Origin of the sequence: Paraburkholderia caffeinilytica, from assembly GCF_051027425.1 — a bacterium.
GTDB lineage: Bacteria > Pseudomonadota > Gammaproteobacteria > Burkholderiales > Burkholderiaceae > Paraburkholderia > Paraburkholderia caffeinilytica_A.
Genome location: NZ_CP186553.1, coordinates 2,602,399 through 2,622,863 on the forward strand (window position 1 = coordinate 2,602,399; position 20,465 = coordinate 2,622,863).

Below are 20,465 nucleotides of genomic sequence, written 5' to 3' on the forward strand. Positions count from 1 at the left end.
GCGCGGGGTGTGCGAAGTAAGCGTGGTGCGTAAGATGCACGGCGTGCACGACGCCCTCACTCATGCGCCCTAGCCGTCAGCCGCCCGGATGCAAAAGTATCCGGGCACTCATCCGGGCACTCAGTCACTCAGTCAATCAGTCAATCAGTCAATCAGTCAAGCACTCAGGCAATCAGGATTTCCAGTCCATGCGCCGTGATCGCCTTGCCCAGCGGCTTCTCCGGCGCCAGTTCGGTGACCAGATAACGTACCGACTCGATGCCGTTGATGCGCACCGGCGTCACGCGCCCGAACTTCGAGTGGTCGGCGACCACCACCACCATGTCGGCAGCGGCAATCATGCGGCTGCGCACTTCTGCCGCCATGCGGCTGTAGTCGGTCAGATAGCCGTCCGGAGAAATGCCGCCCGCGCCGATGAAGGCGAAGTCCGCGTGGTACTGCGTCAGTTGGTGGACCGTGTCGAGCCCGAAGGTGGCGTCTTCGATATCCGACAGTTCGCCGCCGAGCAGCGTCACACGGTTGTCATTCCGGCGGCCGAGCAGCAGCGCGATACGCCAGTCGTTCGTATAGACCGACAGGCGATGCCGGTCGAGCAGCGCCCGGGCCACCGCCTGCGTGGTGCTGCCCGAATCGATGACCAGCGAGGCGCCGTCCGGCACGAATTCGGCCGCGCGTTCGCCGATCGCGCGCTTGGCGCCGGTGTTGGCGGCCTCGCGCGTATCGAGGTCGGGCTCGCGCCGGTCGCTGGACAGCGCGCCGCCGTGGGTCGTGACCAGCAGGCCGCGCCCGGCCAGCGCATTCAGATCGCGGCGGATCGTCTCGCGCGACACATTCAGTTCGCGCACCAGTTCAGCAACCGAGAGCGCGCCGGTTTTGGCGACTTGCGCCAGGATGTATTGGTGACGTTGTTCTGCGAGCATCTGTTGAGGGCCGGAAGCCGGCACGCTTGAGTTTCACCACGATGGAAGGCCGGCGTATTGTATTACGGTATTACACGCGGCGCGGGGATGCTCCTCCCCGCGCGCTTACCTGCTAACCTGACTACCCTTGGCCGCGCGCCGATATCCGTCGACGCCGCGCAATCCGTCAACCGAACTGCCGATGCCGCCACTGTTTCGCCGTTTACTGCTGCTGTTCCACGCGTTGCGTTATGGCGCGCGTCTGATCTGGCTCGCCGCCCCGCCCGACCACAAACTGCACTGGATGATCGAACTGGTCGGCCGCGTGCATGCGTCCGGGCGTAGCGGCGCGAGCCTGCACGGTGTGCTGCCCGCGCTCGGGCCGCTCGCGAGCCGCTTCGCGCAGACGCTGGCGGAACGGCCCGAACTCGCGACCGGCACCCTGCACGACGCCATCGACGCGATCGATCACCTCGAAGCCCCGCTGCCGCCGCAGGAGTCCGAACAGGCTTTGGCTCGCGCACTCGGCCGGCCGCTCGCCGCCCTCTTCAGCGCGGTCGATCTGGTGCCGGTGCGCGGCGGCTTTGCCGAACAGACGCACTTCGCGCGGCTCATCGTGCCGGTCAACGGCCATAGCGAAGTCGCCATCAAACTGGTGCGCGCCGATCAACTGCAACAGATAGGAGACGAACTCGCGCTTCTACGCTGGGTCGCGCGCTGGCTGGAGAAGCTTTCCGGCTCGGCCCGCCGCCTGCAACTGCGCACACTCGCGCAAACCTTCACCGACGACGTCCTGCGCCGCTTCGATCTCCGTGCCGAAGCCGCCAATCTGAGCCAGACCGGCCATCATTTCGACGGCGACCGGCGCATCGTCGTGCCGGACGTGATCTGGGACCTCTGCACCAACCACACGCTGACGACGCAGCGCATCAACACGCTGCCGGCCAGCGACCTGCCCGGCCTGCATGCGCATCACATCAAGCTCGCGCCGCTCGCCGCGCATATCGTCGAGGTGGTCACTGAACAGGCATTCGAGCACGGCTTCTTCCACGCAACGCTCGATGCGCGCCGGGTGCGCGTGAGCGTCGAACCGGACACGCTGGGGCGCCTCGTGCTGGCGGAGTTTTCGATCATGTCGAGTCTGTCGACCGGCGAACGCGAATTTTTCGTGCACGGAGCGACGGCATTGTTCGACCAGGACTACAACCGGCTAGCCGAGCTGCATCGCGATGCAGGACATGTGCCGCACGACACGCGCACGGAAATGCTCGAGGCCGAGTTGCGCACACGCGCCGAAGCGCACTTCGCAGCCGAGCCGGAAGACCGCTCGGCGGGTTCGCTATTTCATCATCTGCTGCACGCGGTGCATCCGTTCGACGGCGCTGTCCCCGCCCGGCTCGCCACGGCGCAGCGCTCGTTTCAGCAGGCGGAAATGCTGGCGCGCGCGCTGCATCCGGGTGTCGATACATGGAACGTCGCGCGCAAAGTGCTGGCGGGCATTGCGCGGCGCGACATGGACCACCGCGGCTGGATCAAACGCCTCTCGCACGAGTTGCCGCATCTGGCGCACATGCTGCCGCGCGTGCCGCAACTGGCCGTGCGCTACCTGCAACATGAGCACGATCGGGCCCGCACGCCGCAGCAGAATGCACAACTGATGCTGGATATCAGCCGTGAATATCGGCGTACGCGTGTGCTGCTGTGGGCATGCGCGATATGCGGTGGCGTGCTCGGCGCGGGAACGGTCCTGTTGATGTGGTGATGCCCGGAAAGGTTGCGGACGCGCCGTGGCTCTCTTAAGGCAATGTGCCATTGAGCCAGCGCCGCGAGTGCAGCTTCGAACAAGACGTGCCTCGCGTGTCCCGGCAAGATGGCGGCTTTTCATGCCACCCTGTCCCAGATGCTCGCTGCCTCAATCGCCGCCGTATTTGTCGTGTTGTGGTCAACCGGGTTTGTCGTCGCCCGGGCGATCACACCTTATGCCGACCCCAATCTGTTTCTCCTCGCACGCTTTGGCGGCACCGCGCTGATATTCGCGCTTGCCGCGCTCGGCGCACGCGCCGCGTGGCCGACCGGCCGCGATCTTGGCAAGCACCTGCTGGCGGGCGCGCTGCTGCAAGGTATCTATCTCGGCGCGGGCTACTGGGCCGTCGCGCAAGGCTTGAGCGCCGGGGTGATGGCCCTGCTCGGCGCGCTGCAACCGCTCGCGACCGCCGCCGTCGCGGCGCCGCTATTCGGTGAGCGGCTTTCGCGGCGTGGCTGGACCGGCATGGCGCTCGGGCTGGCGGGCGTCGTACTGGTTCTCGAACCGAAACTCGCCGCGGCTGCACCGTCCACCCAACACGGCAGCGCGCCGCCGTGGCTGGTCGTGCTCATCTCGATCCTCGCGATCGGTGCGATCACCGCGGGCACGCTGTTTCAGAAGACTTCGCTGGCGAAGGCCGATATCCGCAGCGCAAGTGCGGTGCAGAATTTCGGTGCGGCGGTCGTTGCCGCGGTTCTTGCGCTCGCGCTCGGCGAGCATCGCTGGATTGCATCGGCCACTTTGTGGGGGTCGCTTGCGTGGGGCATCGTGATGCTGTCCGGAATCAGCGTCACCCTGCTGGTGTGGATGGTCAGGCGCGGCGAGGCTGCGCGCGCCACCGCGCTCATGTTTCTCGCGCCGCCGCTCGCCGCGCTCGAAGGGTATGTCGGCTTCGGCGAAACGCTGCTGCCGGTGCAGCTCGCCGGATTTGCGGTGGCGCTGGTGGGTGTGCTGCTGGCGCGGTCGTGAGAGCTTGACCGACGCGCGCCGGCCGGGGACGTACGACACGCGTTCGTCACACGTTCCAGGCGCTGCGGCCGCTACCGTCGCGCGAGCGTTGCCGGCTCGATATACGCCGCCACCCTCGCCCGAAGGTCGACTCGCGGCTCAATCCGCCGTATCGGCGCCGGCCGGCACTTTTGCGCGCACCTTGCTGCCCGGAGCCGGCGACCAGGCCGGACGACTTTTACGCTCTGAATCCACCACGACAATGTAACGCCCCGCCCACGGGGTCACCTGCCGATCGCTTTTCAACACCCACAGCGATTTGCCGGACTCGACGAGCGTGGCATATTCGGCGTCGAGAATGCCGTAATGGTCGATAAATGCATTGAGCGACGCGGGGATCCTCACGCAGCCCTTCGAATGGCGAATACCGAGTAGCGGCTCGAGCCGGTCCGGGTCGGTGGCATGCATCTGGAAACGCATCTGCGACATGCCCCCCTTGCCCCAACCCCGCTCGCCCTGGGCCCAGCCGAGATCGAAGATCCGCATGTCGCGCTTGCCGTAGCCGCGGATGCGGTTTTCGTTCAACGTGCCTTCGGAACGGAAATCCATATTGGACGGCGTATGGTCGAACACGCCGAGCGGCGTGATGAAGTGGTCGTACTCGCCGGGCCGTCCCGTTGAAACCGGCGACGCGCCGATCATCTGCCAGCTATCGGCCGGGATTGCCCGGAAATAGATGAACAGCGCCTGCACGTTGGCGTTACGGTCGACCAGAACGACATACTCGCCCGACAGGTTGCCGAGCATATGCTGGCCGAGCGCCGTTTGCAGGCGGTCGGCATAGGCACGCTGCTCCGCCGCCGGCACTTTCAACCGACGCGTTACGTCTTGCGCGAACACGTCCCGCAGCAGGAACGCGCGGCGTGGATCGACCACCCCCGCCGCATCGGGCGCGGCCACCGCCAACGCGTTGACGGCGAGCGCCGGGTGCTTCGCTGCTATGGATGCCGATGCCCGGACGGACGCGGTGCCCGAAGCCGGGGCTGGGGCCGGGGCCGGGGTCGTACTCGAAGCCGAAGCCGAAGCCGCTATAGCGACGCTACACGACACCGCACAAAGAACGGCTGCCAACGCACGCGTCGGATAGCGTACTGAAAGAACTGCGCGCGCGGACCACGGCGCATAGCGTAAATCCGGCATACCCACCACTTCGCGTTGACGATCTACCGATGCGGGAGGACTGCGGTTCGGCGCAGGCTGGCCTGGCCGATTGGGGTAGTTCATCGCGCATTTGAGCAAACCTGATTATTATTGACTGCTCGCCGAATCATGCGGCGCTCGGAACGAAGATGTTACTAAGCACTTTGGTATCTGTCGATGAAGAATCGGCTCATTCACCCGTATCACTGTATTGACGGTCAGTATTTAACTATTCGCGCAGCGGTTTAACCGCTGCGCAAAGTGAATTTAAAGCCAATATCCGCGATAAAACCGCGAGATCGATTCGCGCATCATGCGCGCGAACCGATTCCGTTCGCGGACACCGCGCTCACGCAATCCGCGCGGGCCTTCATGGCCGGCACTCGTATCACCGCACACGGAGAAGAAAGGAACATGACGCAACAGGACCCAGCCGCCCGCCAGGCAAGCATTGCAGCGGAAATGCACATCGCCGCCGAATTCGACACCGCACAGGAAATCGAGCGCCGGGTTGCTTTTCTGACGAACTATCTGCGTAGTAACGGCCTGAAAACCTATGTGCTCGGCATTAGCGGCGGAGTCGATTCGACCACCGCCGGGCGGCTTGCGCAACTCGCGGTCGAACGCCTGCGCGCCGAACACTACGACGCGCGCTTTGTCGCGATCCGTCTGCCCTATGGCACGCAAAAAGACGAAGCCGATGCACAGCTGGCCTTGAGTTTCATTCGTGCGGACGAGAATCTCACCATCGATATCAAACCCGCCGCCGATGCGATGCTCGCCGCGCTGGATAACAGCGGTATGCGCTTTAACGACGACGCACAGCAGGATTTCATCCACGGCAATATCAAGGCGCGGCAGCGCATGATCGCGCAATACGCGGTAGCCGGCGCGCGAGCCGGTGTGGTGATCGGCACGGACCACGCGGCCGAATCGGTGATGGGATTCTTTACGAAGTTCGGCGATGGCGGCGCCGATGTGCTGCCGCTGACGGGCCTGAACAAGCGTCGTGTGCGGGCACTGTCCAAAGCTTTGGGCGCGCCCGAAGCGTTGGCGCACAAAGTGCCGACCGCCGACCTCGAAATGTTGCGCCCGCTGCGGCCGGACGAAGACGCGTATGGCATCCCTTACGACGATATCGACGACTTTCTGGAAGGCAAACCTGTGAGCGACGCCGCGCGCGAGACGGTCTTACGCTTCTACGATGTCACACGGCACAAACGGGCGTTGCCCTACACGCCGTTCGATTGGCCGGTGAAAGAAGGCGGGGATTGAAAGAACGAATCTAACAACCGGGATGTGCAGGGAGGATGCACGTTAGAAATACGTCATGCTCAGCGGCGTCAGCCGCAGCGCGTGCGCCTCACTCAAGGCAATCGGCAAACGCAGTTACGACGGCCTCAGTGGGCAGGTGGCGACTCGTCGTCGCTAAACAGATCGGCGCTCGCCTCGAGCGCCAGGCCGCCTAAATGCTTGCCGTGAATCTGCCGCGCGATCACCTCGCCCACATACGGCACATTCGCGGCCAACTCGACCGTGGCGTAGGCGCTAGGCTTACCGGCATCGATCACCTCGACGCTTTTCGCGTAATGCCCAAGTTCACGTTTAAGGAATTCCCGCACTTCCTGCTCGCTGCACGATTCCGCGATATTGCGCACGATCAGGTTCATGCCGCCTACCCTCGGCGCGCGCGGCGGTCCGCAACATGCACGCGCACCGGGCGCAGCGCGGCACGCTGTTTCGCCTCGGCAGCCGCGAGTTGGCGGATCAATGCAGCGCCGGCTGCACCCAAAGCAGCCAATGACAGATAGAAGGCAATCATTTAAATCTCCCCTTCGAATTTCGTCCTGTTTTCAGGATAGCCACATTCGACAATAAAAGCGATGCGACACAATGTCGTGAAACGGACTTTAAAACTTCCGTTAATGCACTGTACCTGAATAAGCAGCGGTAAAAACAGCAAAACACATGTTCATTCAGTGGTGCAGACCCGGCAAACGCGCCAGACGCGGACGCTGAGCGCAAAAACCGGGCCGCGATACGCATTGCCGACGGCATCCTGCGGGGGACGTGAGCAAAGGGCGGACTGATCGTCGGGATCAGTCCGCCGCTTGCACGTTGGCCGCACTCACCCACCATGCATTCTTGCCATGCGGCACGTGAACCAGCACGGCGGAGGGATCGTCGACACCGTCGTCGGCAACTTCGCATACCGTTAAACCGTCGGGCAAGCGTTTCACCTCACCGGCCGCCTGGAACAGCGCAACGCGCTGCGCGCTCAAGGGACGCAGTTGCCGGTACACGTCGAAACTGATTGCAGCGGGCACGTCGCCGCGAATCTGCAGCGAGTCGGCGCTGCCGCAATGTGCGGTTTCCGCGGCAAATGCCGCGGCGTTGCCGAACAGACAACCGAAAGTGAGTGTCAGTGCGGCAAGGCGTGAATGGGTCATGGCGATTCTCCAGGAATAAGTGGGGGCAGCGCGCTGCGGGCGGTGCGGCTGAATACACGCAATTGAACAACGAGAGCGTCGCAGGCGAAAACAGCCGGCCTCATGGCGCGGGCGCGCTGTCGCGGCCGTCGCTTCGCCCGTTGCTATCGCCGGTCGCGACATCGAGACGGCTCACGTCGCAAGACGTCTGGCTAAAGCCCGAATAGACCACCGACCAGTTGCCGACAATCGCGGCTTGCGCCTCCGCGAGGCTCAGTTTCCCTTCACAAACGCAACGTTTGAGCATGACTGCGGCGCGCGCCTTGCGACGCTCGCCCTGCTGGCCTGCCCACGGCAGAAGATCGAGATTGGAGGGTGCGTTCGGCGAGCCGCCGAGCACAATGGGCACGCGCCTGTCCAGCGCGAAAGCGGGACCCTTGTCGGCATCGATGCCGCGCGCGGCAAGCATGCGATCCTTGTGGGCCATCAGTTCGTCGAACGGCGGTGCGACCGTGTCCGCATAGCCGGGGCGGCAAATCGTTTCGCTGACCGACTCCTGCGTGACGCGCTCGTCGAGCATCGCGGAATCCTGAGCCCAGACTTCACCGACGCGCAATGCGAGCAGCGCGGCAAAGCCAAGCAGGAACACCACGCGCATCCTGCTGGCTGGACGCGCACCGCCACACCGGCGCGCGAGCGTCGGTGGAATCGTCTGATATGTGCCGCTGGTTGCGTCGCTGTTATGGATGATGCGACGCCTGTCTGCAATGCCTGCGTTCATTCGTCGGCGCACCGGCAGCGGCGCGCAATAGTTCAATTCGCGGACCAATTAAAACACATTCAATACGCATGCGTGAAAAAGGTGCACTTGCGCAGGTTGGTGAAGATGGGTCCAGATCTACTCGCAGGTGAATACCGGCGCGGCCTTGCCGTGCATGAAGCCACGTTGCAGGATCGCGCCGAACCGCAGGATAAAGGCAAACGCCGCGCTGTCCGGGCACCGCTCGCGCGCGGCGCCCAGACAGCACGCTACGACGCCACGTCAGCCTGGTTTCGCCACCCGGGCCTGCAAGGCGCGGATACGGAAGAGCGCCTGAGTATCGGACACGGTCGTGTCGTACATCTTGGCGAGATCCGCTTTGAGCGCCGTACGCGAACCACCGTCGAGATAGACCATATGCCCCGACGGATAAAAACGCGCCGACAGGTTCTGCCGGACCTGTTGGCTGACAAGCGGCATTTGCTGCAAATCGAGCACGGTCTGATAGAACGGCGTGACGTAGTCGAAGAAACCGTTCGCCGACAGCACCTTCAGATCGGGATTGAGTGCCATCACGGCGGCAAGATCGCCGGCGGTGTACAGAATGATGTTGCCCTTCGCGTCGAGCCCCTTCTGCGCGCCGGTCGGATCGATGTGGCTGAAGTCCCAATACTGGAACGCCTGATCGTTGAGATCCGTGAACGCAGAATTCGACGTGTATTTCAACTGCTCGTTCAGGTACACGTTCCACATCGTCGTATAGACGCCGGTCACCGCTGTCATGGTCGGATCGTTGCCGCCGGAATTCGGGTCGATCTTGCCGGCGATGCCGGTGTTGATCGCCGTCACGCGGCCGTCGTACTCGCCGAGCGCGAGCCCCTGTGCCTTCAGCAACGTGGTCAGAAACAGCGAATTGCCGCGGCTGTCGTACGACGCGATATCGAGACTCCAGGCGAGCAAGGTGGTTTTGTCGATACCGGTGTATTCGCTGAGCTTTTCGACCGTTGCGGCATCCGTAGTCGGAAACTTGCGCAGCGCCGCCAGATAGTCGGTGCGCGCGAATTGCGCCACTTCTTCGGCAAACGTGCCGAGGTCGGTTGGCCGCGGCGCAATGCCGAGTTTCTTGTGATACCACGCGTCCGCGGCGGTGGTGGGCAATGCGCCAACCGGGTTGCCGGATTGCGTGTAGTCGAGAATGGACGATTGCAGCGTGATGCCGTTCAGATCGACGCCGTCTTCGTGCAGCCGGTAAGCCAGCACGCAGCTGCGCGCCGTGCCGTAAGACTCGCCGAACAGATACTTCGGCGAATTCCAGCGATTGTTCTTAGTGAGAAAGCGCTTGATGAACTGCTTGATCGAGTCCGCATCCTGGTCGACGCCCCAGAAGGCGCGGTTCGTCTTCGGCGCAATAGCTGCCGAGTAACCTGTGCCGACCGGATTGATGAAGACGAGGTCACTCTTGTCGAGCAGGCTGTCCGGGTTGTCTTCCATCGAATACGGCGCGGGCGGCGTAAAGCCCGGCATCGACGTCTTGATGCGGCGCGGCGCGAACGAGCCCAGCAGCACGAACACCGAAGACGAACCCGGGCCGCCGTTGTAGAAGAACGTTACCGGGCGGGTTTCCTCCTTCTGGTTGTCCTGCGTGAACGCCACGTAGAACATCTTGGCTTCAGGCTGCGAACTGCTCGGGTCGACAATCACGAGGTGACCCGCCGTCGCCGTGTAGTTGATCTTCTGGCCGCCGATGGTAGTTGAATGGTGCGTCACCGCAGCGGTTTCAGTGGTATCGGTGACGGAATCGTCCGGCCCGTTGCCATAAGCAACCGGATCGAAGAACGGCTGATCTCCTGCTTTGTGCGACACGCTGCTGGCCGCCGTTGCGGGCGAAGCATGCGTGTTATGTGACGACTGCGGACTAACAGAAGCTGACTCGGTGTTCGTCATGATCGCTCCATGGGTTCGATAACGTCTTGATATGTCTTGTGTGTCCTGATATGTCTCGTGTGTCGTGCTTTGCCTGCGTCTCTTGAAACCATGCACCGTACCGCCTGCGGCCTGAAAGCAGCGCACCTTCGGACAAGCGCGGACGGCTGGCGATCGCCTGATCTGACAGCTAGCCAGGCGGCCATCCGAACCGATCCGCGACTCATCAGACTATAGTGCCGCCGCCACCTTCTGACCATTGGGGCTGCCAAGTCCCGTGCACGCATCCCAGCCCGGCGACGCGGCGAAGCTGCCGTTGTTGCCCTGGGTAATGTCGTTAAACGCGCCCGGCGCCTTGTACAACTTCGGGTTGATGAAACCGGCCGGCTGCCCTTTCGCCGCGTTGATCCGCGCAATCAGCGCCGCCCACAGCGGTGCGACCGCACTGGTGCCGCCGACCACCGTCTGCGTGCCGTCGATCAACACGCTGTAGCCCGTGACAGGCGACGCATCGCCGGCCACGTCCGGCACACCGCGCCCGCTGAGTGCCGTCTTGCCGCCGCCCGATGAAGTAGCGGACAGGCCCTGCTGCCACACCGGCACGGGAAAGGTACGGCTCACGCCGCCGCCGCTCGCGCCGCCCTGCGCGCCGTCGTTCCACACCACCTCACGCGAGATCGCCGTGCCCGACGCAGTCAGGTTCGTGCCACCGCATGCGAGCACATAAGGGCTCGATGCCGGAAAGTCGACCTGATCGCCGCCGGAACCGTCGCTCGAACCGCTATCGCCCGACGCCGCGCAAACCGTCACCCCCAAAGCCGCTGCCGTTTGCAGCAAGCTGTTGAAAGCTTGCAGCGACTGGCTGGTCCAGTTCGACTCCGGTCCGCCCCAACTGATCGAGATTACCGAAGGTTTGTTGGTTGTGTCGTGCACAGCGCGGCTCACGGCGTCGATGAAACCGGCATCGCTGTTCTGAGTGAAATAAACCGCGATGGTCGCGCCGGGCACAATCGCGCCGACGATTTCGATGTCGAGCGTGACTTCGCCATCGGGCCCATTCGGGTCACCGCTCGGCTGATTGCTGCCCTGATCGACGCCGACCGCTTTCACCGTCGGCGAAGCGACGCCGAGGCTCGCAAAGTAGCTCTTCAGGTCGGACGTGTTGTACCCCCCGCCGAGTTCGATGATGCCGACGCATTCGCCGCTGCCGTCGCCTTGCGGAAACTGGTACAGGGACGCGAGTTGCAGCGGCGTAAACGAAACCTGATGCCCTTTAGCCGGTTGGAACGGCGGCCGGATACGAAAATGCGGCCGCGCCTGAGGCCGGTTATCGAGCCCGAGCACGGCTTCCACGATGCCGTGCAAATCATCCGGTACGCTGATCGTGCCGGTGCGGCCGCGGAACTGGCCCGCCGTATGATGCTGATAATGTTCCAGCTTGACGCCGAATGCCGTCTGGAACTGCGCGATCGTGCCGCTCAACGACACCGAGCGGGCCGCCGGATCCTCCTGCACCACCGTCAAGCCGTGTGCGACGGCAAAGGCTTTGACCTTGGCGATATCGTCCGGCGCGGCCCCGTAATCTTTTGCAAACGCCTCGCGCGAAAGCGGTTTGACGCTCGGATCGCCTGCTTCGATCCTGCTCATCAGTGCATCGAACTGCGCCTGCCGCTGACGGCGCAGTATCACGAAAACTTCGATCCGTTCTGACGGATCACATTGCCCAACGACCTTCGAACCCTGCTCTACCGTTCGCTCGCTTCCCGGCAGCGGTTGTCTATTGACCATGGTGTCGATTCTCCTGTTAGCGTGACGGCGCGGAGCGCAAGGTGGACCCCAAGCACGGCACGCGCCTGCACGAACTCACCGCCTCGGCACCGGCGGCGAATTGCTGTTTCAAGGACTTCGCCAAACCATCCGACCCATGCATTCGAACACAGTTCCGGTGCGCGCGGCAGTTGTCCGAATGGCTAACGCCAGGTTGGATCAATGCGCATCGTGCGGCACCCGCGCTATGATGCTGAAGCGGCAATCCAGCCGTTGCAGCGCCTCGCGCGCCGCCCGCGCGCACGATCAAAGAATCAGAGGAACCCCATGTCAATTTCGATGTATCAAGCATCACTGCCCGTGCTGGTGCGCGGCATGACCAACCTGCAAGTCATCCTCGGCAAAGCCGAAGCGCACGCCGCCGAAAAGCAGATCGACCCGTCCGTGCTCACGCATGCCCGGCTCGCGCCGGACATGCTGCCTTTGATGCGCCAGGTCTATATCGCGAGCGACACGGCCAAGGGTTGCGCCGCGCGCCTGGCCGGCGTCGAAGCGCCGAAATTCGAGGACGTCGAACAGACCTTCGAGGAACTCGATGCCCGCCTTCAAAAGACGATTGATTATTTGAAGGAATTCAATGCACAGCAGATCGACGGATCGGAAGAGCGTCCGATCACGCTAAAATTGCGCAACGGCCCGATCGAGTTCACGGGGCTGTCATATCTGCTCGGTTTCGTGCTGCCGAACTTCTATTTTCACGTCACGACGGCGTACGACATTCTGCGTCACAACGGCGTCGAACTTGGCAAGCTCGACTATCTGGGCGGCATCAGGTAAGAAGGCGCGCGCTATTGCATGAGCGCGGCTATGCGCGCGGCGCACGCAGCACGTGAGTCGCCCATTGGCCGCGTGTGAACAACGCGTGGGCCGTGCTTGAGAGGTGCATAGGCAGCGCATGAGAAATGCGTGCGCGGCATCAAACCCGCGGCTGGAACGCGATGATCGCCATGCCGGCCAGTGTGAATACCACGCCGGCCGCGTCCCACAGCGTGGGGCGCACTTTGTCCACGCACCATAGCCATGCAATCGCCACCGCCACATAGACACCGCCGTAAGCCGCATACACGCGGCCAGCGGCGGTACCGTGCAGCGTCAACAGCCAGGCAAACAACGCGAGGCTGAGCGCGCCGGGCACCAGCAGCCAGATGGAGCCGCCCTCCTTCAACCAGCGCCACGGCAAATAGCACCCGACAATTTCAGCAACGGCGGTAACGGCATAAAGCAGAAAAGTTTTCATCGACAGATAGAAGCGAATGGTTGTGTTGCCGCGGGCCCCGTGCGCGGCTGTCTATCGGCTTTATTAACACATCCACTTTGTGTGCGGGCATGGCGCATGCAACAGTCGTTGCCTTTGAGTCCTGTTCGCTACCTGCCATGCGCAATCAATCCAGCGAAAGCCGCAGCGCAAAACCGATCAGCGCAGCTGAAAAAGTCCAACGCTGCAGTGTCTGCGCGAGAGGGTGAGCGCGCATCCAGCCGGCAATGCGCGCTGCGCCGATCGCGTACATGGCGTCGAAACACACGCCGATGGCGAGCAGCACCAGACCCAGTTCGATCATCTGCAGCGAAACCGGTCCGGCTTCAGGGCGCACGAACTGCGGCAAGAGCACCGAGCAGAACAGCAGCGCTTTCGGGTTCAACAGATTGGTCAGCAAGCCTTTGACGAAAGCGGCCCGCAACGGCCGCGACCCGGCGCTCACCGTGCCGCCTTCAGGCAATGCGAATACGGGCGAGCGGAATATCTGGATACCGACCCACGCGAGATACACCGCGCCGCCGTACCTCACCACGTCGTACAGCCACGGCGCGTTGCGCAACAGCGCCGCCACCCCGCACGCCGACAACGTGACGTGCGTTGCACGCGCTATCCCCAACCCGCCGGCCGCGGCAAAGCCACTGCGCATGCCACGTCCGATACTCGTTTGCAGAATCAACGCCATGTCGGGCCCGGGCACCGCATAAACCACGAACAACGCAGCGATATAGACGACCAGAAGGTGTGCGGAAATCATAGAAGCCTCTTGTTTTTAAGGGCTCTATCTTGCTATCGTCGGCGGAGCGTTTGCTGGCGAAATACGAGGGCGAGCGTACATCCTTTGGCGGAATACGCTAATATTCCGCTCCCAAGCCATGTTTTCCGCTAGCGCACAGCAAGCACCTCCAAATCCATGACAACCGACCTCGATAAAACAGATCGCGCCATCCTCGCCGCACTGCAAAACGACGGCCGCATGTCGAATGCGCGGCTGGCCGAAACGGTCGGTTTAAGCGAGACGCCTTGTGCACGCCGCCTCAAGCGTCTTGAAAACGACGGCTATATCGACCGCTATCGCGCAATGCTTTCGCGCTCCGCCCTCGGCTTCGGGGTTGTCGCGTTCGTCTATGTGCGTTTTGCCGTACACGACCGCGAGACGGCCACCCGTTTTGAGCGCGAGGTGCAGGCAATCCCGCGAATTCTGGCGTGTCACAACGTGTCGGGCAGCGCAGACTACATCCTGCAAGTGGTCGCACGCGATCTCGACGATTACGGCACTTTTATGCGCGACGAGATGCGCAGCCTGCCGGGCGTGACATCGGTGGAGTCGGCGTTGTCGCTGCGGGAAGTCAAGGCTAACGGCGGGCTGCCGCTGTCCTGAACGCGGACGTGGCATAGTCACCCATTTGATACGGCGCGAGCCGACCAGACGAGTACGGAGTTTTCATGGATCACGAAAAGGCGCGAGCCGAAGAGACAGCCGCGATGGAGCGCGTATTGACCGCAACCACGCGCGTAAAGGCGGCCTTCGCCTCGCTGCAATCGCAATTCCCGCCGGCCGGCAGCGGCCAGCCTTCGCAATTCGCGCTGCAAACTTTCGACGCGGCGTTGCAGGAACTCGAAGACGCCCAAGCCGCATTCGACGAATTGCTCGGCGATCTGCTTGACGGCAATCGCTGAGTGACATAGCCGGTCCCTTCACTGCATAGCTGCTGTGCAGCACGCGAGCAGCGGCCGTTTCAGTTTCCGCCGAAGCGGTCGTCGCGTTATTTGGAGGGGTCGGGCGGACTTGACCGTTAGTTGCGTATTGACGTCCTGGAACTGGAATTCACGCAACGCCGGATCGCCCCCTCCCCCTGCCGGATCGTCAGTACTTCAACACGCGGCTGCGTCCTTCATCCACCTGTCCTTCCTGTCATTCCTGAAAGGCTCAGCCTCGTCTAGCGATGACAAAGCGCGCTCCCTCACACGTAAAAGAAGAATATTTGCTTCGCTTAACGAAGCATGTTGACTTCTGCTTACGGGAGTGCCTAAAATTCGCCCGTCATCACAAACGGGGCCATTGCCTTGGACTCCAGCAGTAGTCGATCTTCGAACAGTTTCACTGCCTGACCGGCCCGACGCCCGCGCGCTCTTTCTCAGCCGCCGTCTTGCCAACAGGCAGACGGTGCGCGCCGCAGTAAATCTCTCCGTGCACCTTAACTAGCGCCATTCGGCCGCGCCGCGCTTACGCACGTCCTGCGTCTGTGCGTCCACACGTCCGAATGGCATCGCGTCGCGAGCATCCACTCGCGGCAGCGTTCGCTCACGCCGGTTCGATCCGTTCGAACGCCGGCGCGACCGGACGCGTGGATCAACACGTGCGTACTTCATGCCAATAGGCAACGCCGATAAACAACGCCGATAGGCCACATCGATAAGGAGCCGCCATGCCCGACAGTGACAGTTATCCCTTATGCCGCTCAATTGCCACGCAATTTTTGTTTTGCCTAAGGAAAGCGAGTAGACGTTCGCCGCCGCGCGCATAGTGCCGCCGCGCTCCATGTCTGCTGGCTTTCCGCAACCCGCGTAAAGCTATACGCATGGAGAAATATCATGTACATCGCCGTCCTCGTACCGACCCTGCAGCAAACGCCTATCCACAGCGACGCTGCACTCGCGCTTCACAGCATCAAGCCGCACTGGCTCGCCGTATCCTGGCACCGCGTCAAAGCGCTCTTCTCACACCCGGCTTCCTACTCAGCTTAACGGCGTACGGTCAGTACCCGCACGCCTTCGCGATCCGCATGCGCCTTCGTCGCCCGAGCTTATTCGACGACACTCGCGCAGCGGATCACGAAAGCGCGCTACTGCATTCAAATCACACCCATTCAAGGGGTTAGAAATGTCCACTCCAATTGACGTCTCACCGCCACGCAGCGCCGTTCTCGACGAAGCCCATCTCGGCGACATCAAAGGCGCGCTCGGCACGATCGCGCATCACGACACCGCACCGCGCAATAACTGGTGGGCCCGGATCCGCACACTGCTCGCGATCCTCGGGCCCGGCCTGATCGTGATGGTCGGCGACAACGATGCCGGCGCTTTCGGAACCTACACGCAAGCGGGACAGAATTACGGAACCACGCTGCTGTGGACCATGCTGCTGCTCGTGCCCGTTCTCTTCGTCAATCAGGAAATGGTGTTGCGCCTCGGTGCCGTAACCGGCGTCGGTCATGCACGGCTGATCTTCGAGCGCTTTGGCAAATTCTGGGGAGCATTCAGCGTCGTCGACCTGTTCATATTGAACGCGCTCACTATCGTGACCGAATTCATCGGCATCACGTTCGTGCTGGATTTCTTCGGCATTTCGAAAGTGACCGGCGTTTGCATTGCCGCGGCCGTGACGATGGCCGCGGTCAGCACAGGCAACTTCCGGCGCTTCGAGCGTTTCGCGGTTGTGCTCTGTCTGTTGAGCCTGCTGCTGGTGCCGGTACTGGTGTCGATTCATCCGCCGGTGGCGCAGATGACGCACGATTTCCTCATTCCAAACTGGCCCGCCAACTCGAAACTGAGCGACGTGATGCTGCTCGTGATCGGCATTGTCGGCACCACGGTTGCGCCGTGGCAACTGTTTTTCCAGCAAAGCTATATCGTGGATAAACGCATCACGCCGCGCTTTATGAAGTACGAGAAGGCCGACCTGTGGATCGGCATCGTCTTCGTGATGATCGGTGCGGTGGCCATGATCTCGTTCTGCGCCGCGCTGTACGCAGGCAAGCCCGAGTTCGGCAACTTCACGGATGCAGGCGGTGTGATCGCCGGCCTCGAAAAATATGCCGGACGCACACCCGCGGTTCTTTTCGCAGTCGCGCTGCTCGACGCCTGCATCATTGGCGCGGCCGCTGTCTCGCTGTCTACCGCGTATGCGATCGGCGACGTCTTCAAGATCCGTCACTCGCTGCATCGTGGCGTAACGGACGCGAAGGGCTTCTATCTCGTCTACTTCGGTATTGTCGCGGCCGCGGCGGCGCTGGTACTGATTCCCGGCAGCCCGCTCGGACTACTGACTGAAGCGGTGCAGACGCTCGCAGGCGTGCTGCTTCCGAGTGCGACGGTGTTTCTGCTGCTGTTGTGCAACGACCGCGCGGTTCTCGGTCCGTGGGTGAACTCAAAGAAGCTCAATTTCTTTACGGGCGCAGTTGTCTGGGTACTCGTCATGCTTTCCATCATCCTGACTGCATCGGTGATGTATCCGGACATTACCGGCGAAGCCATCATTGAAGTACTGGCCGGCGGCACATTGCTGGCTGTAGTCGGCTACGCGGCAACCGTGACGGTCCGCAGGCTGCGGCCCGTACCGGCGGATGCCGAGGGTTCCGCGAATGCCATGGTTTCCGATACCGCGCAACAGTTTTCGGAACAAGCCCGCAATACATGGCGCATGCCGCCGCTGGAAGAGCTGCCGGCGCCGCAACTGACCCTGTCCAAACGCATCTGGATGGGTGTGCTGCGCGGTTATCTGATCGTGGCTGTCGCCCTCGTTATCGTCAAGGTCGTGCAGATGACTTTGCTGCATTGAATCGATACTGCCCGCCCGCTCCCGGTTGTTTCGGCGAGCGGCGGGCAAACGGCCGACTTCGGCCTACACACGCCGCACTGCTTTGTCAGTTACGTTGCGACCTCTCTGCCGGACACAGGTGCAGGTGCCAGTCGCAACTACACATCCATCACACCCCATCCGCCTCGATAACCGGCTCGCACAGAATCGGAAAATTGACCGAGTTCGCGATATAGCATTTCTCATGCGCCACGTGATGCAAATACGCGGCCCGTTCGAGGTCGCCGCCGGCCTGAACGACAACGTGCGGACGTAGAACGATCTGCGAAAATTTTCCTTGCTCCGAACTATCGAGCATCGTGCCTTCGGCATTGTCGCGATAGCTCAGAACAACAATGCCCGCGTCCGAGCAAAGATGCAGATACCAGAGCTGGTGGCAGGCGGACGCCGAGGCGACCAGCAGATCTTCCGGATTCCACCGGCGCGCGTCGCCGAGAAACGCTGCATCCGACGAGCCAGGAATGTCCGGCTTGCTTCCCGCAGCGACGATGTGGTCCCGGCCGTACTCGCGATATCCCGAAGTGCCACTGCCGAGGTTTCCTGTCCACTGCACCGATACCTGGTATTTGTGCTCGCCGTGCGCCATGCCCATCTCCTTTGCTGTTGACCGAGGATTGAATTCACAACACGTGAATTCTATATCCGCATCACGGTTTTGGTATACCATTATTCCAAACGACAAGGACGCGATGCACATGGACCACAAACTGGATTCGACGGCCGACGCCATCGCGGCCTCGCTACGCGAACTGATCGCGGCCGGCGAGCTGGAAGACGGCGCACGGCTGGTCGAGCGCGAACTCGCGGATCGATTCGGCGTGAGCCGGGTGCCGATGAGAGAGGCCATCCAGAAGCTCGAAGGCGAAGGGTTGGTCGAACTCATGCGCAATCGCGGCGCCGTCGTGCGCACGCTGACAGAGTCCGACCTGAACGAGATTTACAGCCTGCGCATGCTGCTCGAAGGCGACGCCATCTTCCACGCGGTCAAACGCATGGACAGCGAAACGTTATCGCGCGCCGAACTCGTTCACCGGCTGCTGGGAGATGCCGATACAGCGCAAAGACAGGGCGAACTGAATCGCGAGTTTCATGAACTGCTCTACCGCCCATGCGCGAATGGCCGGCAACTGAAAACGATCCGCGAGCTGCGCGCCCAGGTCGAGCGCTACGAACGATTGCAAAGCACGTTGCTCGCCGACACGCCGGCCTTCCAGGACGAACACCTCAAGATTCTCGAAGCATGCGAAGCCGGCAATGCGCGCCTCGCGCGATCGATGACGGTGGAGCATCTTGCGTCCGCGAAGCGCATCGTGCTGCAACTGGTTCGGGCTGAGTGACGACCTGATTGTTGACTACTGTCCGAACGCTTTTCCCGTCACGTTCGGCGCCCGGGGATCCGGGCTCATATTCAGGCTGGTGCCATTCGCTCGCATGTTGTTAAGCACCGGTCCCGATCCAATGCCGCCGGCTCCGCCAATCGCCGGCGAGCCGCCCACCGTGCCCGCGCCCGGCATTGGGCTCGGGCTGGCCGCCCCCGTGCCCAAACCTGTTCCCAACCCCGCTCCCGCACTATTGCCCCCGCCTGCCTGCAAACCGTTCGTACCGCTGGCGCGAAGGTTTGCCGACTGGGCATCGGCCACGCCCGTCAGACCTATCATCAGCGCCGAAGTAAAAATCACCCTGGTCACGACTTTCATAGCCACTCCGTGATGCCGTCGAATTGCCCGACCGAAGCACTCGCGCTGTCGTAGCGATATCGAGCAAACGACGCTCATAAACGAGCCCGGTCAAACAGTAAGACCGATTTCCCGGTGCGTTTGTTCATCGCTGACAATCAGGGATTGATCGACGAATTTACCGACGAAATCTGAGCGCCAATCCCGATCGGCAAGTTGTACAAATACTTACAAAGCCGTGTACGTCCGACGTACACCACCCGCGCTGCTGCGGCGTTATTGCAAGCATCTACCCGCGGAGTCCGCAATGAACAACACGAACCTCACTTCCAGCAATCCGCAGCGCAGCCGCATCCACCCCCTGGTCGCCGGTGCGGCAGTGGCCGTCATTCTGGCGAGCGCCACCGGCATCGCGGCAATGACAGGTCTTCTGCCTACTTCGCATGCGGTTACGGAGCCCGCACTTCCTGCCACGACGGTCGCGGCGCAAGTTGCGAGCGCGCCGGCCGCCGTGCCTCAAGCGAGCCCGGTTCAGCAAACCGCTCAGCAACCCATTCAGCAAGCCGCCCCGCCACGGCCGCACGTGTATCACCCGCACAGCACGCCCGCCGCAGCCGCGCCGAGGTACGCAAACAATCAGGGATACCAGGCACCGTATGAATCCGCGCCGGCAAGGCCGGTTGCCGATCCTTATGCGGGCGAAGTCGTCGCCATCAACACGGTCCAGGCGCCGGAGCCGACCACCGGACTCGGCGCGCTGGGCGGCGCGGTCGCGGGTGGCCTCGTCGGCAATCAGATCGGCGGCGGACGCGGCAAGATTTTCACCACGATCGCGGGCGTTGTCGGCGGCGGGCTGGCCGGCAATGGAATCGAGCACGCGGTGCGCAAGCAGACCACCTATCAGGTTCAGGTGCGCATGCAGGACGGCAGCTACCGCAACTTCAGCTACCCGACGCAGCCGGATGTCCAGATCGGCGAGCGGGTCCACGTATCCGGCGATTCGCTGACGGCTTCGTGAGATCTTGCAAGCCGGCATCTCACCCGATGCCGGCTTGCCAAAACGCTTGCGAAAATGCTTGCGAAAATGTCAGGCAATGCCGTGCGCGTTATGATCAGCCGTTACGCCAGAACGCCTGAGCGCGCA

At 62.4% G+C, this 20,465-nt stretch carries 21 protein-coding genes; 9 read left to right on the plus strand and 12 right to left on the minus strand.

Going from position 1 to position 20,465, the window contains the following annotated elements; translation table 11 throughout:
• Nucleotides 1–164: 164 nt before the first annotated feature.
• Nucleotides 165–920, minus strand: a complete 756-nt coding sequence (locus ACOSV0_RS31995) for a DeoR/GlpR family DNA-binding transcription regulator (RefSeq protein WP_434111450.1) — start codon at nt 918–920, stop codon at nt 165–167.
• 181 nt (nt 921–1,101) lie between these two features.
• On the opposite strand from ACOSV0_RS31995, the gene ACOSV0_RS32000 reads away from it, so the two are divergent.
• The gene (locus tag ACOSV0_RS32000) at nt 1,102–2,661 is read left to right on the plus strand and encodes an ABC1 kinase family protein (RefSeq protein WP_434111452.1); all 1,560 of its coding nucleotides are present in this window, start codon (nt 1,102–1,104) and stop codon (nt 2,659–2,661) included.
• A gap of 138 nt (nt 2,662–2,799) precedes the next feature.
• Nucleotides 2,800–3,672, plus strand: coding sequence for a DMT family transporter (locus ACOSV0_RS32005; RefSeq protein ID WP_434111454.1), 873 nt, complete (start codon nt 2,800–2,802; stop codon nt 3,670–3,672).
• Between the two features lie 138 nt (nt 3,673–3,810).
• Here the strand turns inward: ACOSV0_RS32005 and ACOSV0_RS32010 are convergent, their stop codons facing one another.
• Entirely contained in the window at nt 3,811–4,935 is a 1,125-nt protein-coding gene (locus tag ACOSV0_RS32010) for a L,D-transpeptidase (protein WP_434111456.1), read from the minus strand.
• A gap of 330 nt (nt 4,936–5,265) precedes the next feature.
• On the opposite strand from ACOSV0_RS32010, the gene nadE reads away from it, so the two are divergent.
• Nucleotides 5,266–6,126: an ammonia-dependent NAD(+) synthetase gene (gene nadE, locus ACOSV0_RS32015; protein ID WP_434111458.1), complete on the plus strand. Its 861-nt coding sequence runs from the start codon at nt 5,266–5,268 to the stop codon at nt 6,124–6,126.
• A gap of 125 nt (nt 6,127–6,251) precedes the next feature.
• On the opposite strand, the gene ACOSV0_RS32020 is transcribed toward nadE, so the two are convergent.
• The 6 genes from ACOSV0_RS32020 to ACOSV0_RS32045 all read right to left on the minus strand — a co-directional run bounded on the left by ACOSV0_RS32020 (nt 6,252) and on the right by ACOSV0_RS32045 (nt 11,751).
• The gene (locus ACOSV0_RS32020) at nt 6,252–6,521 is read right to left on the minus strand and encodes an RNA-binding protein (protein WP_434111460.1); all 270 of its coding nucleotides are present in this window, start codon (nt 6,519–6,521) and stop codon (nt 6,252–6,254) included.
• 5 nt (nt 6,522–6,526) lie between these two features.
• Complete coding sequence (locus ACOSV0_RS32025; protein WP_434111461.1) at nt 6,527–6,673, minus strand: hypothetical protein; 147 nt, start codon at nt 6,671–6,673, stop codon at nt 6,527–6,529.
• A 277-nt stretch (nt 6,674–6,950) separates the two neighbouring features.
• A complete protein-coding gene (locus ACOSV0_RS32030) occupies nt 6,951–7,301 on the minus strand; it encodes a hypothetical protein (RefSeq protein WP_434111463.1) in 351 nt (116 codons plus the stop codon).
• Nucleotides 7,302–7,401: 100 nt separating this feature from the next.
• The gene (locus tag ACOSV0_RS32035) at nt 7,402–8,061 is read right to left on the minus strand and encodes a hypothetical protein (protein WP_434111464.1); all 660 of its coding nucleotides are present in this window, start codon (nt 8,059–8,061) and stop codon (nt 7,402–7,404) included.
• A 261-nt stretch (nt 8,062–8,322) separates the two neighbouring features.
• Entirely contained in the window at nt 8,323–9,984 is a 1,662-nt protein-coding gene (locus tag ACOSV0_RS32040) for a S10 family peptidase (protein WP_434111465.1), read from the minus strand.
• A 210-nt stretch (nt 9,985–10,194) separates the two neighbouring features.
• Nucleotides 10,195–11,751: a S53 family peptidase gene (locus ACOSV0_RS32045; RefSeq protein WP_434111467.1), complete on the minus strand. Its 1,557-nt coding sequence runs from the start codon at nt 11,749–11,751 to the stop codon at nt 10,195–10,197.
• Nucleotides 11,752–12,057: 306 nt separating this feature from the next.
• On the opposite strand from ACOSV0_RS32045, the gene ACOSV0_RS32050 reads away from it, so the two are divergent.
• Nucleotides 12,058–12,567, plus strand: coding sequence for a DUF1993 domain-containing protein (locus tag ACOSV0_RS32050; RefSeq protein WP_434111469.1), 510 nt, complete (start codon nt 12,058–12,060; stop codon nt 12,565–12,567).
• A gap of 139 nt (nt 12,568–12,706) precedes the next feature.
• On the opposite strand, the gene ACOSV0_RS32055 is transcribed toward ACOSV0_RS32050, so the two are convergent.
• Complete coding sequence (locus ACOSV0_RS32055) at nt 12,707–13,027, minus strand: YnfA family protein (protein WP_011491341.1); 321 nt, start codon at nt 13,025–13,027, stop codon at nt 12,707–12,709.
• Nucleotides 13,028–13,172: 145 nt separating this feature from the next.
• A complete protein-coding gene (locus ACOSV0_RS32060) occupies nt 13,173–13,802 on the minus strand; it encodes a LysE family translocator (protein ID WP_434111471.1) in 630 nt (209 codons plus the stop codon).
• A gap of 156 nt (nt 13,803–13,958) precedes the next feature.
• Between ACOSV0_RS32060 and ACOSV0_RS32065 the strand changes: the two genes are divergently transcribed.
• The 3 genes from ACOSV0_RS32065 to ACOSV0_RS32075 all read left to right on the plus strand — a co-directional run bounded on the left by ACOSV0_RS32065 (nt 13,959) and on the right by ACOSV0_RS32075 (nt 17,606).
• Nucleotides 13,959–14,426 (plus strand): Lrp/AsnC family transcriptional regulator, encoded by a 468-nt coding sequence (locus ACOSV0_RS32065; protein ID WP_434111473.1) that lies wholly within the window; start codon nt 13,959–13,961, stop codon nt 14,424–14,426.
• Between the two features lie 65 nt (nt 14,427–14,491).
• Entirely contained in the window at nt 14,492–14,725 is a 234-nt protein-coding gene (locus ACOSV0_RS32070; RefSeq protein ID WP_097396989.1) for a hypothetical protein, read from the plus strand.
• A 1,204-nt stretch (nt 14,726–15,929) separates the two neighbouring features.
• Nucleotides 15,930–17,606: an NRAMP family divalent metal transporter gene (locus ACOSV0_RS32075; RefSeq protein WP_434111475.1), complete on the plus strand. Its 1,677-nt coding sequence runs from the start codon at nt 15,930–15,932 to the stop codon at nt 17,604–17,606.
• 148 nt (nt 17,607–17,754) lie between these two features.
• Here ACOSV0_RS32075 and ACOSV0_RS32080 read toward each other — a convergent pair whose 3' ends face one another.
• Entirely contained in the window at nt 17,755–18,231 is a 477-nt protein-coding gene (locus tag ACOSV0_RS32080) for an OsmC family protein (protein WP_434111477.1), read from the minus strand.
• 109 nt (nt 18,232–18,340) lie between these two features.
• On the opposite strand from ACOSV0_RS32080, the gene ACOSV0_RS32085 reads away from it, so the two are divergent.
• Entirely contained in the window at nt 18,341–18,982 is a 642-nt protein-coding gene (locus ACOSV0_RS32085; protein WP_434111479.1) for a GntR family transcriptional regulator, read from the plus strand.
• Between the two features lie 15 nt (nt 18,983–18,997).
• Here the strand turns inward: ACOSV0_RS32085 and ACOSV0_RS32090 are convergent, their stop codons facing one another.
• Entirely contained in the window at nt 18,998–19,342 is a 345-nt protein-coding gene (locus tag ACOSV0_RS32090) for a hypothetical protein (RefSeq protein ID WP_434111481.1), read from the minus strand.
• A gap of 286 nt (nt 19,343–19,628) precedes the next feature.
• Here ACOSV0_RS32090 and ACOSV0_RS32095 point away from each other — a divergent pair, with 286 nt between their 5' ends.
• The gene (locus ACOSV0_RS32095) at nt 19,629–20,339 is read left to right on the plus strand and encodes a glycine zipper 2TM domain-containing protein (protein WP_434111482.1); all 711 of its coding nucleotides are present in this window, start codon (nt 19,629–19,631) and stop codon (nt 20,337–20,339) included.
• Nucleotides 20,340–20,465: the final 126 nt, after the last annotated feature.

Coding starts and splice junctions, on each gene's coding strand:
- ACOSV0_RS32065 (WP_434111473.1), top strand. CDS start 13,959: ATGACAACCGACCTCGATAAAACAGATCGCGCCATCCTCGCCGCACTG.
- ACOSV0_RS32010 (WP_434111456.1), bottom strand. CDS start 4,935: ATGAACTACCCCAATCGGCCAGGCCAGCCTGCGCCGAACCGCAGTCCT.
- ACOSV0_RS32000 (WP_434111452.1), top strand. CDS start 1,102: ATGCCGCCACTGTTTCGCCGTTTACTGCTGCTGTTCCACGCGTTGCGT.
- ACOSV0_RS32045 (WP_434111467.1), bottom strand. CDS start 11,751: ATGGTCAATAGACAACCGCTGCCGGGAAGCGAGCGAACGGTAGAGCAG.
- ACOSV0_RS32060 (WP_434111471.1), bottom strand. CDS start 13,802: ATGATTTCCGCACACCTTCTGGTCGTCTATATCGCTGCGTTGTTCGTG.
- ACOSV0_RS32090 (WP_434111481.1), bottom strand. CDS start 19,342: ATGAAAGTCGTGACCAGGGTGATTTTTACTTCGGCGCTGATGATAGGT.
- ACOSV0_RS32035 (WP_434111464.1), bottom strand. CDS start 8,061: ATGAACGCAGGCATTGCAGACAGGCGTCGCATCATCCATAACAGCGAC.
- ACOSV0_RS32050 (WP_434111469.1), top strand. CDS start 12,058: ATGTCAATTTCGATGTATCAAGCATCACTGCCCGTGCTGGTGCGCGGC.
- ACOSV0_RS31995 (WP_434111450.1), bottom strand. CDS start 920: ATGCTCGCAGAACAACGTCACCAATACATCCTGGCGCAAGTCGCCAAA.
- ACOSV0_RS32005 (WP_434111454.1), top strand. CDS start 2,800: ATGCTCGCTGCCTCAATCGCCGCCGTATTTGTCGTGTTGTGGTCAACC.
- ACOSV0_RS32025 (WP_434111461.1), bottom strand. CDS start 6,673: ATGATTGCCTTCTATCTGTCATTGGCTGCTTTGGGTGCAGCCGGCGCT.
- ACOSV0_RS32040 (WP_434111465.1), bottom strand. CDS start 9,984: ATGACGAACACCGAGTCAGCTTCTGTTAGTCCGCAGTCGTCACATAAC.
- ACOSV0_RS32030 (WP_434111463.1), bottom strand. CDS start 7,301: ATGACCCATTCACGCCTTGCCGCACTGACACTCACTTTCGGTTGTCTG.
- ACOSV0_RS32080 (WP_434111477.1), bottom strand. CDS start 18,231: ATGGCGCACGGCGAGCACAAATACCAGGTATCGGTGCAGTGGACAGGA.
- ACOSV0_RS32095 (WP_434111482.1), top strand. CDS start 19,629: ATGAACAACACGAACCTCACTTCCAGCAATCCGCAGCGCAGCCGCATC.
- ACOSV0_RS32020 (WP_434111460.1), bottom strand. CDS start 6,521: ATGAACCTGATCGTGCGCAATATCGCGGAATCGTGCAGCGAGCAGGAA.
- ACOSV0_RS32075 (WP_434111475.1), top strand. CDS start 15,930: ATGTCCACTCCAATTGACGTCTCACCGCCACGCAGCGCCGTTCTCGAC.
- ACOSV0_RS32055 (WP_011491341.1), bottom strand. CDS start 13,027: ATGAAAACTTTTCTGCTTTATGCCGTTACCGCCGTTGCTGAAATTGTC.
- ACOSV0_RS32070 (WP_097396989.1), top strand. CDS start 14,492: ATGGATCACGAAAAGGCGCGAGCCGAAGAGACAGCCGCGATGGAGCGC.
- ACOSV0_RS32085 (WP_434111479.1), top strand. CDS start 18,341: ATGGACCACAAACTGGATTCGACGGCCGACGCCATCGCGGCCTCGCTA.
- nadE (WP_434111458.1), top strand. CDS start 5,266: ATGACGCAACAGGACCCAGCCGCCCGCCAGGCAAGCATTGCAGCGGAA.